20 protein-coding genes, 4 tRNA genes, 1 rRNA gene and 1 other RNA gene are annotated in these 16,247 nt (G+C 38.2%); 16 read left to right on the top strand and 10 right to left on the bottom strand.

Annotated features, from left to right (window positions below):
* Positions 1-44 precede the first annotated feature (44 nt).
* From rrf to hemB, 7 genes are all read left to right on the top strand, one after another.
* Positions 45-160 (top strand): 5S ribosomal RNA (gene rrf, locus ACWIW0_RS08570).
* Between the two features lie 11 nt (positions 161-171).
* Positions 172-248 (top strand) — tRNA-Asp (locus tag ACWIW0_RS08565).
* Between the two features lie 35 nt (positions 249-283).
* A tRNA-Trp gene (locus ACWIW0_RS08560) sits at positions 284-359 on the top strand.
* Positions 360-585: 226 nt separating this feature from the next.
* Complete coding sequence (gene tatA, locus ACWIW0_RS08555; protein WP_454452980.1) at positions 586-810, top strand: Sec-independent protein translocase subunit TatA; 225 nt, start codon at positions 586-588, stop codon at positions 808-810.
* A 3-nt stretch (positions 811-813) separates the two neighbouring features.
* On the top strand, positions 814-1,368 hold the full coding sequence (gene tatB, locus ACWIW0_RS08550) for a Sec-independent protein translocase protein TatB (RefSeq protein ID WP_454452979.1): 555 nt from the start codon (positions 814-816) through the stop codon (positions 1,366-1,368).
* A gap of 1 nt (position 1,369) precedes the next feature.
* Positions 1,370-2,131 carry a Sec-independent protein translocase subunit TatC gene (gene tatC / locus ACWIW0_RS08545; protein WP_454452978.1) on the top strand — a complete coding sequence of 254 codons (762 nt, stop codon included), beginning with the start codon at positions 1,370-1,372 and terminating at the stop codon, positions 2,129-2,131.
* A 59-nt stretch (positions 2,132-2,190) separates the two neighbouring features.
* On the top strand, positions 2,191-3,216 hold the full coding sequence (gene hemB / locus ACWIW0_RS08540) for a porphobilinogen synthase (RefSeq protein WP_454452977.1): 1,026 nt from the start codon (positions 2,191-2,193) through the stop codon (positions 3,214-3,216).
* Positions 3,217-3,286: 70 nt separating this feature from the next.
* Here the strand turns inward: hemB and map are convergent, their stop codons facing one another.
* The 7 genes from map to gloA2 form a co-directional block, all read right to left on the bottom strand.
* Positions 3,287-4,093 (bottom strand): type I methionyl aminopeptidase, encoded by an 807-nt coding sequence (map, locus tag ACWIW0_RS08535; RefSeq protein ID WP_454452976.1) that lies wholly within the window; start codon positions 4,091-4,093, stop codon positions 3,287-3,289.
* A 75-nt stretch (positions 4,094-4,168) separates the two neighbouring features.
* Positions 4,169-4,535: a transfer-messenger RNA gene (gene ssrA / locus ACWIW0_RS08530) on the bottom strand.
* Between the two features lie 86 nt (positions 4,536-4,621).
* Positions 4,622-5,947 (bottom strand): HslU--HslV peptidase ATPase subunit, encoded by a 1,326-nt coding sequence (gene hslU / locus ACWIW0_RS08525; RefSeq protein WP_454452982.1) that lies wholly within the window; start codon positions 5,945-5,947, stop codon positions 4,622-4,624.
* A gap of 40 nt (positions 5,948-5,987) precedes the next feature.
* Positions 5,988-6,509: an ATP-dependent protease subunit HslV gene (hslV, locus tag ACWIW0_RS08520; protein ID WP_454452975.1), complete on the bottom strand. Its 522-nt coding sequence runs from the start codon at positions 6,507-6,509 to the stop codon at positions 5,988-5,990.
* Between the two features lie 160 nt (positions 6,510-6,669).
* Positions 6,670-6,858, bottom strand: a complete 189-nt coding sequence (locus tag ACWIW0_RS08515; RefSeq protein ID WP_157394244.1) for a YqaE/Pmp3 family membrane protein — start codon at positions 6,856-6,858, stop codon at positions 6,670-6,672.
* A 71-nt stretch (positions 6,859-6,929) separates the two neighbouring features.
* Positions 6,930-7,640: a DNA/RNA nuclease SfsA gene (gene sfsA / locus ACWIW0_RS08510; RefSeq protein ID WP_454452974.1), complete on the bottom strand. Its 711-nt coding sequence runs from the start codon at positions 7,638-7,640 to the stop codon at positions 6,930-6,932.
* Between the two features lie 3 nt (positions 7,641-7,643).
* Positions 7,644-8,033, bottom strand: a complete 390-nt coding sequence (gene gloA2, locus ACWIW0_RS08505) for an SMU1112c/YaeR family gloxylase I-like metalloprotein (protein WP_454452973.1) — start codon at positions 8,031-8,033, stop codon at positions 7,644-7,646.
* Positions 8,034-8,154: 121 nt separating this feature from the next.
* On the opposite strand from gloA2, the gene mutY reads away from it, so the two are divergent.
* From mutY to ACWIW0_RS08480, 5 genes are all read left to right on the top strand, one after another.
* Positions 8,155-9,291: an A/G-specific adenine glycosylase gene (gene mutY, locus ACWIW0_RS08500; RefSeq protein WP_454452981.1), complete on the top strand. Its 1,137-nt coding sequence runs from the start codon at positions 8,155-8,157 to the stop codon at positions 9,289-9,291.
* Positions 9,269-9,541: an oxidative damage protection protein gene (locus tag ACWIW0_RS08495; RefSeq protein ID WP_454446115.1), complete on the top strand. Its 273-nt coding sequence runs from the start codon at positions 9,269-9,271 to the stop codon at positions 9,539-9,541. Before mutY ends, ACWIW0_RS08495 begins: the two co-directional genes overlap by 23 nt.
* A gap of 13 nt (positions 9,542-9,554) precedes the next feature.
* On the top strand, positions 9,555-10,649 hold the full coding sequence (gene mltC / locus ACWIW0_RS08490) for a membrane-bound lytic murein transglycosylase MltC (protein ID WP_454452972.1): 1,095 nt from the start codon (positions 9,555-9,557) through the stop codon (positions 10,647-10,649).
* A 124-nt stretch (positions 10,650-10,773) separates the two neighbouring features.
* Positions 10,774-10,849, top strand: a tRNA-Phe gene (locus ACWIW0_RS08485).
* Between the two features lie 19 nt (positions 10,850-10,868).
* Positions 10,869-10,944 (top strand) — tRNA-Asn (locus ACWIW0_RS08480).
* 318 nt (positions 10,945-11,262) lie between these two features.
* Here ACWIW0_RS08480 and ACWIW0_RS08475 read toward each other — a convergent pair.
* The gene (locus tag ACWIW0_RS08475) at positions 11,263-12,222 is read right to left on the bottom strand and encodes a hypothetical protein (protein WP_454452971.1); all 960 of its coding nucleotides are present in this window, start codon (positions 12,220-12,222) and stop codon (positions 11,263-11,265) included.
* Positions 12,223-12,480: 258 nt separating this feature from the next.
* Between ACWIW0_RS08475 and rpsP the strand changes: the two genes are divergently transcribed.
* From rpsP to rplS, 4 genes are read left to right on the top strand one after another with little or no spacing between them, the layout of a single operon-like run.
* A complete protein-coding gene (gene rpsP, locus ACWIW0_RS08470; protein ID WP_454452970.1) occupies positions 12,481-12,729 on the top strand; it encodes a 30S ribosomal protein S16 in 249 nt (82 codons plus the stop codon).
* Positions 12,730-12,758: 29 nt separating this feature from the next.
* The gene (gene rimM, locus ACWIW0_RS08465; protein WP_157402351.1) at positions 12,759-13,286 is read left to right on the top strand and encodes a ribosome maturation factor RimM; all 528 of its coding nucleotides are present in this window, start codon (positions 12,759-12,761) and stop codon (positions 13,284-13,286) included.
* Between the two features lie 50 nt (positions 13,287-13,336).
* Positions 13,337-14,092, top strand: a complete 756-nt coding sequence (gene trmD / locus ACWIW0_RS08460) for a tRNA (guanosine(37)-N1)-methyltransferase TrmD (protein ID WP_454452969.1) — start codon at positions 13,337-13,339, stop codon at positions 14,090-14,092.
* 25 nt (positions 14,093-14,117) lie between these two features.
* Positions 14,118-14,468: a 50S ribosomal protein L19 gene (gene rplS / locus ACWIW0_RS08455; protein ID WP_103853869.1), complete on the top strand. Its 351-nt coding sequence runs from the start codon at positions 14,118-14,120 to the stop codon at positions 14,466-14,468.
* A 68-nt stretch (positions 14,469-14,536) separates the two neighbouring features.
* Here rplS and lipA read toward each other — a convergent pair whose 3' ends face one another.
* Both lipA and lipB read right to left on the bottom strand, forming a co-directional pair.
* On the bottom strand, positions 14,537-15,499 hold the full coding sequence (gene lipA, locus ACWIW0_RS08450) for a lipoyl synthase (protein ID WP_157395636.1): 963 nt from the start codon (positions 15,497-15,499) through the stop codon (positions 14,537-14,539).
* Positions 15,500-15,508: 9 nt separating this feature from the next.
* Positions 15,509-16,174, bottom strand: coding sequence for a lipoyl(octanoyl) transferase LipB (lipB, locus tag ACWIW0_RS08445; RefSeq protein WP_454452968.1), 666 nt, complete (start codon positions 16,172-16,174; stop codon positions 15,509-15,511).
* Positions 16,175-16,247 lie beyond the last annotated feature (73 nt).

The following is a 16,247-nucleotide window of genomic DNA, read 5'->3' as shown; positions in this document are numbered from 1 at the left end:
AAGTTAGTTTATTTATTAGAGTAAACTAACTTAATAAAGAATTTATTAGCAGCAATAGTGCAGTAGCTCCACCTGAATCCATTCCGAACTCAGAAGTGAAATGCTGTAACGCCGATGGTAGTGTGGTGATTCGCCATGTGAGAGTAGGGCACTGCTAATTCCCATTTTTGCGGAGCGGTAGTTCAGCTGGTTAGAATACCTGCCTGTCACGCAGGGGGTCGCGGGTTCGAGTCCCGTCCGTTCCGCCACTTATTTAAGCGAGTATAATGCTCGCTTTATCTATAGGGGCGTAGTTCAATTGGTAGAGCACCGGTCTCCAAAACCGGGTGTTGGGAGTTCGAGCCTCTCCGCCCCTGCCATTAAATATCATAATTTTTTTATGAAATCCTAAATATACTTTTTCCTTATTTTGGGTATTGAAGTCTTTTATTGTGATCTAATACACATTTTGGAGAAATACTTCTTTTTACTCGGCTAAAACTATGTCACTATAAAGCAACTTTTTACGCTTTTTACGTGTCTTAATTTACGAAAAAACGTATAATCAACAACGTTTAATTTTATTCACTTAATAAGAGGTACACTATGGGTGGTATTAGTATTTGGCAACTTCTAATCGTGGTTGCAATTATTGTTTTACTTTTCGGCACAAAAAAATTACGCAATTTAGGTTCTGACTTAGGCGAATCTGTAAAAGGCTTTAAAAAAGCAATGAGTGATGATAAACCTAAAGATGCTGATTTTGAGAAAGTTGAGCAAAAACAAGTAGAATCCACTGAACAAAAAGCAAAAGATAAAGAGCAGGCATAATCCGTGTTTGATATTGGTTTTTCTGAATTAGTTCTTGTATTTATTGTTGGCTTAGTGGTGCTAGGCCCTAAACGCTTGCCTATTGCCATTCGTACGGTAATGGGGTGGGTTCGTACAATTCGTGGACTAGCCGCTAATGTTCAGAATGAACTTGCTCAAGAGTTAAAATTACAAGAATTGCAAGAGAGTATCAAAAAAGCAGAAGAGCTTAATTTAAGTAAATTATCACCTGAATTAAGTAAAACTGTTGAAGAACTCAAGCAATCTGCAGAAAAAATGCAAAATGATTTAACTTCTGCAAAAGGGCAAATTCAGGCTTTAACGGACGAACAAGTTGCAGATATTCAACAAAAAATTGAACAAGAAAGCCAAACTCTCGCTCAACAAGATTTGCAAAATAATCAGCAAAACGAACCGCTTACAGAAAATGAAATCAATGAGCCACATCTCTCTGGTGAAATTGCAGAATTGGTGGAAGCCGATGAAGAAAGGCTTACTCTGTATTACCCACCTGATGATGATTTGGCAAGTGTAGATGAGCCAAAACAGGACAAATAAAATGTCAGTTGATGAATCTCAACCCTTAATTACACATCTAATTGAATTGCGTAACCGCTTATTAAAAGCGGTTATTTGCGTTTTAATTGTTTTTGTGCTGTTGGTTTATTGGGCAAATGACATTTATACATTACTTGCCAGCCCATTAACTGAACGACTTCCAGCAGGGGCAACAATGATTGCTACAAATGTAGCAACACCATTTTTTACCCCTATCAAACTTACTGCTATTGTGGCTGTTTTTCTCTCTGTTCCTTATATCTTGTATCAGATTTGGGCATTTGTTGCCCCCGCATTATATAAGCAGGAAAAACGTTTAGTTTACCCACTTCTTATCTCTAGCACACTACTATTTTATATTGGTGTGGCGTTCGCTTACTATGTTGTTTTCCCACTGGTATTCGGATTTTTAACAAGTACCGCACCAGAAGGCGTTACGATTGCAACAGATATCAGCAGTTACTTAGATTTTGTTTTAACGATTTTTCTCGCTTTTGGTATCTGTTTTGAAGTGCCTGTTGCGATTATTTTGTTATGTTGGTCTGGCGTAACAACCCCTGAAGATCTCAAAGCAAAACGCCCTTATATTATTGTGGCTGCCTTTATTATTGGTATGTTACTCACACCGCCCGATATTTTCTCTCAAACGTTACTCGCAATCCCTATGTGTCTGCTGTTTGAAGTTGGAGTATTAGTTTCTCGGTTTTATGTACCAAAAGAAGATGTAGAAACAGAAACTGAAAATAAAAATAAAATCGGATGACGATTAGACCCGCTTATAAGCGGGTCGATTTTTTGAAAAATTTACAAATAGGAATAACAATGACTCAATATCTTAATGTGAACTTTCCTGCACAACGAATGAGACGTTTACGCAAACACGATTTTAGTCGCCGTTTAGTCGCAGAAAATCAACTCACTGCAAATGACTTAATTTATCCCGTCTTTATTATTGAAGGCGAAAATCAACGTATTGCCGTACCATCAATGCCTGGTGTAGAACGTTTAACTTTAGATCAATTACTGATTGATGCAGAATTACTTGTCAAATATGGTGTGCCAGCGATTGCTCTATTTCCAGTGGTTGAGCAAGAGAAGAAATCACTAATGGCAGAAGAAGCCTATAATCCCAATGGCTTAGCTCAGCGAGCTGTACGAGCGTTAAAACAAGCTTTTGGTGAACAGCTTGGTGTAATTACAGATGTTGCACTAGACCCTTTTACCACTCACGGACAAGACGGTATCATTGACGAAGATGGTTATGTGGTAAACGATATTACGACCGAAATTCTTGTCAAACAAGCACTTTCACACGCTCAAGCTGGGGCTGATATTGTTGCTCCAAGTGATATGATGGATGGACGCATCGGGGCTATTCGACAAGCACTTGAGAAAAATGGCTTTATTCACACACAAATTATGGCATATTCTGCCAAATATGCGTCTAATTATTATGGTCCATTCCGTGATGCCGTTGGCTCTGCAAGTAACCTAAAAGGTGGGAATAAAAAGACCTATCAACTAGACCCTGCAAATAGCAATGAAGGCTTACACGAAGTTGCACTTGATATTCAGGAAGGTGCAGATATGGTGATGGTTAAACCTGGAATGCCTTATTTAGATCTCGTTTACCGTGTCAAAACTACCTTTGGTGTACCTACTTTTGCTTACCAAGTTTCTGGTGAATATGCAATGCATATGGCTGCTATTCAAAATGGTTGGTTGAAAGAGAAAGAGTGTATTATGGAATCATTACTTTGCTTTAAACGAGCTGGAGCAGATGGTATATTGACTTACTTTGCGAAACAAGTAGCAGAGTGGATTTATTTAGACAGTCAAAGTAAATAGACTAATAATAAAGTATTGATAATCTATTGGTGTAATGGACAAATTGTCCATTACACCTTTTTATATTCTTTTATACATTTTTCATTATTCTTTGAACTCTGCCTTCAATAATTTCTTCTTCACGAATTGTCATTATTTCACAGCCGTCTTTAGTAACTACAATTTGGTGTTCAAATTGTGCAGAATGACTACGGTCTTTTGTTTTAACCGTCCAACCATCATTCATCAAACGAACTTCTTTTTTGCCTGCGTTGATCATCGGTTCAATCGTGAAAACCATTCCTTCTTGTAAAATGACACCACTATCATCACTAAAATAGTGTAAGACTTGAGGATCACAGTGGAATTCATCTCCAATACCATGTCCGCAGTATTCTCGAACCACTGAGAAACCTTCTTTTTCCACATATTGTTGAATCGTTTTACCGATTTGATTTAAGCGGATACCTGGTTTTACAATTTTTAATGCTTTGTAGAGTGATTCTTGTGTTACTTCAATTAAACGCTTATCTCGAATACTTGGCTCACCCACCACATACATCTTAGAGTTGTCTCCAAAATAGCCATCTTTAATGACAGTAACATCAATGTTGAGAATATCGCCTTTTTTCAGCTTTTTATCATAGCTTGGAATACCGTGGCAAACTACTTCGTTAAGTGAAATACAGGTTGCTTTAGGGTATCCGTGATAGCCTAAACAGGCGGGAATAGCTTGTTGAATTTTCTCGATATATTCGTGGCAAATACGATCGAGTTCCCCTGTTGTAACTCCTTCTTTTACATAAGGTTCGATCATCACAAGGACATCGGATGCTAACTGACAAGCTAGACGTAATTTTTCGATTTCTTGCTCTGTTCGGATTGGAATATTTTTCATTATTAACTCTCGGTAAAAACAAACTAAGGGGATTTATGTCATTTGGGATATAAGATTCACGAAAGGGTTAAGTTTTGGTGGAGCTGGGGGGATTTGAACCCCCGTCCGAAATTACTCTACCTTCAGTACTACACGTTTAGTCTAGTCTTTAATTTCATTTATTCCCTGCGGACAGACACGCTAAGAATAAACTAGCTTGATTCAATTTAGTGTTTCGATCTCCAAGCCGAAGCGTCCACACGGTCTCGTTTGGGTTTGACTCCGCTTTATCCCCGTCTTACGAGCGAAAGCTAGGGAGCGAAGGCTAAATGCAGGTTATTAAGCTGCTAAAGCGTATTGTTCGTCGTTTGCGACTATTATTTTGCGGTTTGTTTACGAGGCCTACCGCACCTCGACGTGCACCTTGGGCTTCGCTAATCCCGTCGAATCCAGAATCAGCCCCAAAAAGTTATTGAATTCTAAAGGAAAGCGGGCTGATTTGCAAAATTTTTTGCATTTCCGACCGCTTACCTTACTTTCAAATTATGCTTAAAGAATAAAACGGCTTAAATCTTCGTTTTCTACAACATCATTTAAGGCATTTTTTACATAGCTTTCGTCAATAGTAATTTTCTCACCTGAGCGATCGCTTGCGTTAAATGAGATATCGTCCATTAAGCGTTCTAATACGGTGTGTAAGCGTCTTGCCCCAATATTTTCCGTCTTTTCATTTACTCGGAACGCAGATTCAGCAATACAGCTAATACCATCTTGGGTAAACTCAATATCTACACCTTCTGTTTTCATTAGCTCACGATACTGTAAAGTTAATGACGCATTTGGCTCGGTAAGAATACGCTCAAAATCTGCTTTATGGAGTGATTTAAGTTCGACACGAATTGGTAAACGACCTTGTAATTCAGGCAATAAATCAGATGGACGAGCCACTTGGAATGCTCCAGAACAGATAAAAAGAATATGGTCAGTTTTTACCATTCCGTGTTTAGTATTGACAGTCGAGCCTTCAATAATCGGTAGTAAATCACGTTGAACACCTTCACGCGAAACATCGCCACCGCTGTGTTCACTCTTTTTACAGATTTTGTCGATTTCATCAATAAAGACAATACCGTGTTGTTCAACTGCTTCAATCGCTTGCTGTTTTAGTTCATCTTGATTGACTAATTTTGCTGCTTCTTCATCAATTAAAATTTTAAACGCATCTTTAATTTTCATTTTGCGTTTTTTGGTTTTACTTGGCGACATTCCTTCAAACAGTGATTGTAGCTGAGAAGTCATTTCTTCCATTCCTGGTGGTGTCATAATTTCAACGCTTACAGGTGAAGAAATATCAATTTCAATCTCTTTATCATCAAGTTGTCCTTCACGCAATTTTTTGCGGAAAATTTGGCGTGTAGAGCTGTTATCTGCTTCTTGAACATTGCCCCATTGATCTTTCGCAGGTGGTAATAAAATATCTAAAATACGATCTTCAGCTGCTTCTTCTGCACGAAAGCGGTTTTTTTCTACCGCTTGCTGACGGACTAATTTAACTGCAACATCAGTGAGATCACGAATAATTGAATCAACTTCCTTACCTACATAACCAACTTCAGTAAATTTGGTTGCTTCAACTTTAATAAATGGAGCATTCGCTAATTTTGCTAGACGGCGTGCAATTTCGGTTTTACCAACACCTGTTGGACCGATCATCAAAATATTTTTAGGCGTAACTTCTTGGCGAAGATCTTCTGGTAATTGCATTCTTCTCCAGCGATTACGCAATGCAATAGCAACTGCACGTTTTGCTTCGTGTTGTCCGATAATGTGTGCATCAAGTTCAGATACGATTTCACGAGGGGTCATTGACATAATTATGTATTCCTTTTTTCTCTTGATTCAAAGAGAACTTATTTTAAACTTCTTCGATAACGTGATTATGATTGCTGTAAATATCAATATCGCCAGCAACTTTTAGGGCTTCAGCTACAATTTCTTTGGCAGAAAGATTATTTTCTGTGCGTAATAAAGCTAATGCAGCTGATTTTGCATAATTGCCGCCAGAGCCGATAGCTAGAACATCATATTCTGGCTCAATCACATCACCACTACCTGAAACAAGCAAAAACTTACTCTCATTTGCGACAATCATCATTGCTTCTAAACGGCGTAAAGCTCGGTCAGAACGCCACTCTTTTGCCAATTCCACTGCAGATTTCACTAGATGACCTTGATGTAATTCCAGCTTTTTCTCAAATAAATCACGCAAAATAAACGCATCAGCTGTTGAGCCTGCAAAGCCTGTTACAACTTTATCTTTATACATTCGGCGAACTTTACGCACAGTACCTTTTTCAATGCAATTACCTAATGTAGCTTGTCCATCTCCGCCAATAGCTACTTTGCCATTACGGCGAACACATACGATTGTTGTCATTTAAATTCCTTGATTTTGTAAAAACTGTGTCTGTATTTGAGGGTAAAAAATGAAAGTTCAAGGGAGGAGGAATGATTTTCTACGAGATTAGTTATACAAGCGGTTAGATTTCTGCTGTTTTTTGCAAATTCAGCATACAAACTAACCGCTTAAAAATAGATTATTTTCCTAATCTTTCGTTAATTTGTTTTGTAGTGTTGTATTGAGACAGTGCGTAAACAGCCCAAATAGTTGCAGGTAGCCAGCCAATTAAGGTGATTTGTAAAATCAGACATAAGATTCCTGAAAATGGGCGACCAATAGTAAAAAAAGTTAGCCAAGGTAGTAAAAATGCAATCAATAAACGCATAGTATATCCTCCTAAAAAGTAAGTATAAGATAATTATACTGCTTGTTTTTTGTATAATAAACAATCTTCTATTATAAAAAAGATTTTCTCAATTCCAATGCAATGGGTCTTTGATGTTCGATAATAATCTGTGCTTTATAACACAGCATTTTGACATTACTATCTAGCGCTTGTTCAAACAATTGAGCATATTTAGGATCGATTTGTCGTGCCACTTCAAAGGTATTTATGCCCGTATGCAAAATAGCAAAGAAAATCACCGCTTGTTGCCCTTGTTGAGCAATTTGAGTTAGTTCACGCAGATGTTTTTGTCCACGTTCGGTTTTAGCATCGGGGAACATTCCTATTCCATTATCGGTTAATAGCGTGGTTGATTTTACTTCGATATAACAATCGGGCATTCCATCATTTTTGAGCAAAAAATCAATTCGACTATTTTCTTCACCATATTTTTGCTCGGGGAAAATGTGTTGGTAATCAGCCAACTCATTTATCCACTTATTTTCAAGCGCTTCTGCAACAAGCTGATTGGCTCGCTGAGTATTCACACAGATAAAATCACCTGTTTGGGTTTCTGTTAGCTCCCAAGTATGAGCATATTTCCGTTTTGGATTATCCGATGTTGAAAACCATACTCTATCCCCCTGACTTGCACAGCCCGTCATCGCACCTGTATTTGGGCAATGTAGAGTAATTTGCTCGCCAGTTGGGAGTTGTACATCAGCTAAAAAGCGTTTGTAACGTCGCAGTAAAATACCACAAGAAAGTGGGGGAAATTTCATTGGTTAAATCTCGTAAAATTCTAAGGGTAAATCATCAGGATCTCGGAAAAAAGTAAAACGCTTACCCGTTACTTCATCTATCCTTATTCCTTCGTGAATAATTGCATTTTTTTCTAAAAAACTAATCGCTTGCTCTAAATTCTCTACTTGAAAAGCGAGATGGCGTAATCCACAATTTTCAGGTTGAGTTGCTCGTGGTGGGGAGCTTGGAAAACTAAATAACTCAATTTGAGAACCATCGGAAAATGCGATATCCAATTTATAGCTATCACGTTCTACTCGGTATGTTTCATTGATAATAGTTGCACCTAGAATTTCGGTATAAAAGCGTTTAGAGCGAGTGTAATCGGAGGCAATAATAGCAATATGATGAAAACCAATAATCGGGGACATTTTTTATCCTTATTTTTCGCAAAGTTTTGCAAAATATCTGTTAAATCTGACCGCTTGCGGTAGTATGTAGAACCAATATCTAATCTAATAATACGATCAAATGGATTGTAAAGAGAATTTAGTGAAAAGCAAATCGCAATTTCCGTTAGCTCAAGCAAGTACAGATGACGATTTTGCTCAAGCCGTTTTAACTTGGTTTGAGCAATATGGTCGTAAGCATTTGCCTTGGCAACAACAGAAAACTTTATATGGGGTTTGGTTGTCTGAAGTGATGTTACAACAAACTCAAGTAGCGACTGTTATCCCTTACTTTGAGAGATTTATTCAGCGATTTCCAACGGTACAAGCCCTCGCCGATGCGTCTATTGATGAAGTACTACATTTATGGACAGGCCTTGGCTATTACGCACGGGCAAGAAACTTACATAAAGCAGCAAAAACTATTCGTGATCAATATCAAGGGGAATTTCCAACAGATTTTGAGAATGTTTTTGCTCTTTCTGGCGTTGGACGAAGTACTGCTGGAGCGATTTTATCTTCTGTACTTGATGCTCCTTACCCCATTTTAGATGGTAATGTGAAAAGAGTACTTTCTCGCTATTTTGCGGTAGAAGGTTGGGCAGGCGAAAAATCCGTAGAAAATCAGCTATGGCAACTCAGTGCTTCTGTAACACCGAACAGGCAAGTTGCAGATTTTAATCAAGCGATGATGGATTTAGGTGCGATGATTTGTGTGCGTTCCAAACCGAAATGTACACTTTGCCCATTGCAAAAGAACTGTGAAACTGACCGCTTGCAAGCGTGGGCTGATTTTCCTGCAAAAAAACCGAAAAAAACATTACCTGAACGAACAAGCTATTTTTTAGTCTTAAAAAAAGGGTCAAAAGTATTATTAGAAAAACGTGAATCAAAGGGGATTTGGGGTGGATTATTTGCATTTCCGCAATTTGATTCTTTAACAGAATTAAAGCGGTCAGTTTCTGCAAAAAATTTACAAATTTCACAACATTTAATTGCTTTTCGCCACACGTTCAGTCATTTTCACTTAGATATTTACCCTATCTTAGTAGATATAGAGCAAAGCATTTTGCAAGAAGATCAAGGAAACTATTATCCGTCAGTATCTTCAAATAAAGAATGTTGGTATGATTTACAACAACCTAGTGAAATAGGCTTAGCAACTCCCGTTAAGCGTATTTTAGATGAATTAAGTATAACGAATAAAGGAAATAATAATGGCTCGTACAATCTTTTGTGAATATTTAAAACAAGATGCGGAAGGGTTAGATTTTCAGCTTTACCCTGGTGAAGTGGGAAAACGTATTTTTGATTCTATTAGTAAACAAGCTTGGGCTGAGTGGATCAAAAAGCAGACAATGTTAGTCAATGAAAGAAAACTGAATATGATGAATCCTGAACACCGTAAGCAGTTAGAAAGTGAGATGATCAGCTTTTTATTTGAAGGAAAAGAGGTTCATATCGAAGGTTATGTACCTGTTGAGAAATAATACGAGTTTGATTATGAAAAAATTAAAAAAATATCTGCCTTTGCTTGCCGTTATTCCTTTTTTAGCATCTTGTGGTAGTAGTACTAAAAAACCGCAGAAAGGCACAAAATCTCGACCAGATTACACTAAAGATACGAATGGTTTAGATATTCTAGCAGGGCAATTTTCACGCAATATCGATCATATTTGGGGCGTAAACGAACTCTTAGTCGCAAGCCGTAAAGATTATGTGAAATATACCGATAAATACTATACTCGTAGCCATATCAGTTTTGAAGATGGGCAAATCACAATTGAAACTTTAGCAGATCAGAATCGTTTGCGTAACTCTATTATTCATACATTGTTAATGGGATCTGATGCAACAGGGATTGATCTTTTTGCTTCTGGAGATGTACCTATTAGCCACAATCCATTCTTAGCTGGGCAGGTTGTGGATAATTTTGGGAGAGCCGTTACTAACGTAGCAATCGCCAATGATTTTGCAACCTATTTAATTCAGAACAAACTTAAAACTCGCCGTTTAAAGAATGGGCATACGGTTACTTATATTAGTATTCCTATGGTTGATAATCATGTTGAGGTGCGTGCAAGACGTTATTTACCTATTGTAAGGCGAATGTCAAAACAATATGGTATTGAGATGAGCTTAATTCTAGGTATTATGGAAGTAGAGTCATCTTTTAACCCCTATGCCGTTAGTTATGCTAATGCAATTGGTCTAATGCAAGTTGTTCCTCGTACTGCTGGTCGTGATATTTTTGCTCGTAAAGGATTTGGTGGGCAGCCAGATCGTGATTATTTATACAATCCCGTACAAAATATTGATGCGGGTACAATGTATTTAACTATTTTACGAGATGAATACTTAAATGGGCTAACCAACCCAATATCAAAACGCTATGCAATGATCTCGGCATATAATAGCGGAGCTGGAGCTGTATTGAGAGTATTTAACCGGGATAAATGGACGGCAATGGATCGTATTAATAATTTACAACCTGATGCAGTATTTCGTATTTTAACTACTGCTCACCCTTCTTCGCAGGCAAGAAATTACTTATTAAAAGTGAATAAAGCTCAACAAAAATACAGAAATGTAAGATAAGTTGTTGTTTTTTAAACAAATCGCATAAAAAGCAAGCCATTAAACGTTTTTTTTATATTTTTTGAAAAAAACGTTTGACGAAGGGACCGGAAATCAGCATAATGCACCCCGCAAACGACGAGATGCCTCGATAGCTCAGTCGGTAGAGCAGGGGATTGAAAATCCCCGTGTCGGTGGTTCGATTCCGCCTCGAGGCACCATTAAGATTGCAAAATCTTTTCCTCCTTAGTTCAGTCGGTAGAACGGTGGACTGTTAATCCATATGTCGCAGGTTCGAGTCCCGCAGGAGGAGCCATATTCAGAAGCCCTGATGAGAAATCATCGGGGCTTTAACTTTATAAAAGGAGTATGGGATTTAGTTTGATTATTTGGTCGGAAAACAAACTTATCAATAATTAGCGGATAAATATCGAAATGTAAGAAGATCTTTAGCAAGTATTTAATGGTATTTGGAGAAGATTTATTCAAAGAATTGAAAGATAAATTTCATCACTCACAGTGATTTAACGAGAAAGTATAAGATATTGGTGTAGATGTAATGGACAAAAGTGTTGGTAATAATCCGTAAAAATAATTATTACCAACTATTTCGTTCTATATAAATTTTTTCATTTTAGAATATAGCTTCAAGTCGTAAAAATGCACCTAAGGTATGTTTACGCTCAAGCTTTTTGTTGTTATAGAAATGAACTTCAGGCTGAATAAAGAACCATTCTCTTAAAACAGGCTGACGCCAGGTTACAAAAGGTCCATAATGATTCAATGTTGCTTTTTTACGATCAATATATCCACCCACAGCAATACCATAATTTAGTCGTTTGTAACCTGCAAAATTATGTTCTCGATAAAGACTATTCCCCCAAGTGACTATTTCATCTAGGTTATTTTTGTAATCAAGATAGGTATGATTGTTCACAAATGTATTCTTATCTTGGGTAAATTTATTCTCAAAATTAGTTCGCAAATAATGTTTGCTATTGAATCCATAGCGATAAATTTGCTCTAAGCGTGTTGAATAAATATCATTATGTTTCCATTCTTTACTCACTTTTAAGCGTGCAAAAATATCAGCTCCTGAGCGAATACCTATATCAAAATCGGAGTCAATACCTAAGTCTTTGAAGCCATCTGACCAACGTAAAGCAATAGATGAATTATCATTTTTAGTTTGACGACGATCATAACGTTTATCTTTTTCTAACGGTTCACGATAATTAGGCGTAGTTTGGTTTTTATCTTGAGCATGATTATCCAAATCTTCATCACCAATCACAATACTAAAGCGTTTTTTTAAGGTTGGTAAACGAATTTTCGCTCTAACCCTAGGCTTAACTGAATAGCCATCATACCTATTCCATTGATTATCTAGCATAATACGTAAATTTGCAGAGGCAGGGCTATTAGGATCTGGTTCACCAAACCAATCGTCTATAGCATTTGACCATGAATGTAAAGTTGATTGTACGTTGGCGTGCTGTTTATCCAGGACTGTTTGATTCGGTTGGGCAGATAATGTCGCAGGTAAAGCAACAAGTAAACTGATAGTAGATAATTTAAAGATGTAATCTTGCATAACCCTTTCCTTTTATTCCTTGTTGTGGATAAGAGAATATTACAGTAAAAAAATGAAAAGATCTAAGATTGGTTTTAAATGCTAACTAGTTATTTGTAATAACACATACACAAGAGTACTTTGGTAATAATTGCTTTTTTACAAAAAATCGGTATAATCCGACCGCTTGTTTTCTCTCTTTTGATTGAGCCAAACAAGTTTCGTACCCTCACCTCGAACGAGGGTTTTCTTTTTACTATCAAAAATTAGAGGAAGGTTATGGTAACCATTCGTTTAACTCGTGGCGGAGCTAAAAAACGCCCATTCTATCAAATCGTGGTAGCGGACAGCCGTTCACCGCGTGACGGTCGCTTTATTGAGCGTATCGGTTTCTTCAACCCTATCGCAGCAGGTAACGCTGAACGTTTACGTTTAGATGTTGCTAAAGTTGATGAGTGGGTTGCTAAAGGTGCATCACTTTCAGAGCGTGTTGCAACATTAGTGAAAGAAGCACGTAAAGCTGCTTAATTTCCACAAATTATCAAATGTAGGTGAATATGAGCGAGCAAAAAATTGAAGTTGTGGGGAAATTAGGTTCTACCTATGGTATCCGTGGCTGGTTACGTCTTTATTCATCAACAGAATTCCCTGAAAGCATTTTCGACTATCAGCCTTGGTTCTTAAATATTAAAGGGCAGTGGCAACAAGTTGAACTTGAAACGTGGCGTTATCACAATAATGATTTGATTGTGAAGTTAGTTGGTACAGATGACCGAGAATCTGCTCAGCTCCTAACAAATATAGAGATTGGTGTAGATTTAAGCTGTTTTCCTGAATTGGAAGAAGGGGATTACTATTGGCACGATTTAATTGGTTGCCAAGTGGTAAACCTTGAAGGCTATACAATGGGTATCGTTACCGAGCTAATGGAAACAGGTTCAAATGATGTTTTAGTGGTACGTGCAAACAGTAAAGATGCTTTTGGTAAACAAGAACGTTTAATTCCGTTCTTATATGAACAAGTAGTTAAAAGAGTAGATCTCGCCACCAAAACAATTACGGTGGATTGGGACGCTGGTTTCTAACCTCAGGTATGCGGTTAGCTTTAGTTGTAGCAAATTAGGAAATTATAACTATGTGGATTGGTATCATTTCACTCTTTCCTGAAATGTTTAAAGCAATTACCGAATTCGGGGTAACAGGTAGAGCAGTAAAACAAAATCTCTTACAAGTAGAATGTTGGAATCCTCGAGATTTCACGTTTGATAAACATAAAACGGTTGATGATCGCCCTTATGGTGGTGGGCCGGGAATGTTGATGATGGTGCAACCGCTGCGTGATGCAATTCACCAAGCAAAAGCAACCGCTTGTAAGGAAAATGGTGTAGAGGCTAAAGTTATTTATCTCTCGCCACAAGGACGTAAGCTCGATCAAGCAGGCGTACAAGAGCTAGCAACAAATCAAAAATTGATTTTAGTTTGTGGGCGATACGAAGGCATTGATGAACGATTGATTCAAGCTGAAATTGATGAAGAGTGGTCAATCGGTGATTATGTTCTAACAGGGGGAGAATTACCTGCAATGACGTTAATTGACGCTGTTGCAAGGTTTATTCCTGGTGTATTAGGCAAACAAGCCTCCGCATTAGAAGACTCTTTTGCTGATGGATTACTAGATTGTCCGCATTATACACGCCCTGAAGTATTAGATGGCGAACCTGTACCTACGGTGCTGATGTCGGGTCATCACGAACAAATTCGCAAATGGCGATTAGAGCAATCGCTTGAGCGAACGTGGTTAAGACGCCCTGAGCTATTGGATAGCCTAGCTCTGACTGACGAACAAAGGGTGTTGTTGAAGAAGATTAAACAACGACACAAAATCAGTTAATTCTAGGATTTAGAAGGTTTACAAAATGAGTAACATCATCAAACAAATCGAACAAGAACAGTTAAAACAAAATGTACCTAGCTTTCGTCCAGGTGACACATTAGAAGTTAAGGTATGGGTAGTAGAAGGTAGTAAAAGACGTTTGCAAGCGTTCGAAGGCGTGGTTATTGCAATTCGTAACCGTGGCTTGCATTCAGCATTCACCTTACGCAAAGTATCAAATGGCGTAGGCGTTGAGCGTGTATTCCAAACTCATTCACCAGTTGTTGACAGCATCGCTGTTAAACGTAAAGGTGCGGTACGTAAAGCTAAACTTTACTACTTACGTGAGCGTTCAGGTAAATCTGCACGTATCAAAGAGCGTCTTGGCGACTAATCGTAAGATTGCAATCTATAAAAAAGCCTTGGGGAAACCCAAGGCTTTTTTACTGGATATTCACAGAATTACTTTACTAACCCACCGCTTGCTTGTAAGTCTGCGTGGTAAGAAGAGCGAACGAAAGGCCCACACGCTGCGTGTTCAAACCCCATTTGTTCTGCTTTTTCGCGGAACATATCAAATTCTGTTGGGTGAACATAACGAGCCACAGGTAAATGGTGGCGACTTGGCTGTAAATACTGCCCAAGTGTCAGCATTGTTACCCCGTGTGAACGCAGATCTTGCATTACTTCCAGAATTTCTTCATTCGTTTCGCCTAAGCCAACCATAATACCCGACTTAGTTGGGATATCAGGGAAGACAGCTTTAAACTCCTTGAGTAATTTAAGCGACCATTCATAATCTGCCCCTGGACGAATTTCACGATATAAACGTGGAACATTCTCAAGGTTATGGTTAAATACATCAGGCGGATTTTCTTTCAGAATTTCAATGGCTTGCTCAATACGCCCGCGGAAATCTGGCACAAGAATTTCAATTTTAATCCCTGGGTTAATTGCACGAATCTCACGCACACAAGCGGCAAAATGCCCAGCTCCACGATCGGGTAAATCATCACGATCCACCGATGTGATTACCACATATTTCAAACGCATATCTTGAATTGTTTCAGCTAATTTGCGTGGTTCATCTTGATCTAATGGCAATGGTTTACCGTGTGCAACGTCACAGAATGGGCAACGACGTGTACAAATTGCCCCCATAATCATAAAGGTGGCTGTACCGTGGTTAAAACATTCGTGTAAGTTTGGGCAAGATGCTTCTTCACAAACTGAATGTAAACCGTGACGACGCATTCCATTTTTGATACTTTCAATTTTTGCCGAATTTGCTGGCAACTTAATTTTCATCCACTCTGGCTTTTTGAGTAGCTCTTGGTCTGGATCGATATTTTTTACGGGAATAATAGACGTTTTAGCGGCATCTCTATATTTTACGCCACGTTCCATTTTAAAGGGTGTACCCATCGATAATTCCTATTTGTTAATAACTTGTTGAGTATTATACCCGAGAATTTCACGAAAGTAATTGACCAATTTTGCCGAAACTTTCTCACAATTAGCTTCATCTTCACTTACAAAATCAGCCAGTTGGCACATTTCTAGCCCTGCATAGCCACAAGGGTTAATTTGGCGGAAAGGGGTTAAATCCATTTTAATGTTTAATGCCAACCCGTGAAATGAGCAACCTTTACGAATACGCAACCCAAGTGAGCAAATTTTTCGTCCATCAATATATACACCTGGAGCATCAGGCTTTGGATAAGCCTCGATATGATAATCTGCTAAGGTTTTAACTACCGATTGTTCCAAGGCTGATACTAAATCTCGCACACTTAAATCATTGCCATTGGCTTTATGGCGTTTAATATCAATTAACACATACATAATTTGCTGACCGATACCGTGGTAAGTAATTTGTCCACCGCGATCCGATTGCACCACAGGAATATGAGTTGGATTGAGCAAATGCTCAGGTTTGCCTGCGGAACCCTGTGTAAATACTGAAGGATGTTGAACTAACCAAATTTCATCAGGCGTATCTTCAGTACGATTATCCGTAAACTGTTGCATTTGTTGCCAAGTTTCTTGGTAATCTTGGATACCAAGCTGACGAATAATAAGAGTAGATGTCGTTGCCATTGTATATCGCTCTTTAGTGATGAAGAAAGTAAGCGGTGGTTTTCTGCAAATTTTTTGCTAAAACTCACCGCTT

It is taken from the genome of Ursidibacter sp. B-7004-1, assembly GCF_053654055.1.
Note: the sequence above shows the minus strand (reverse complement) of the source record. Positions and strands in the feature narration are given on the sequence as shown.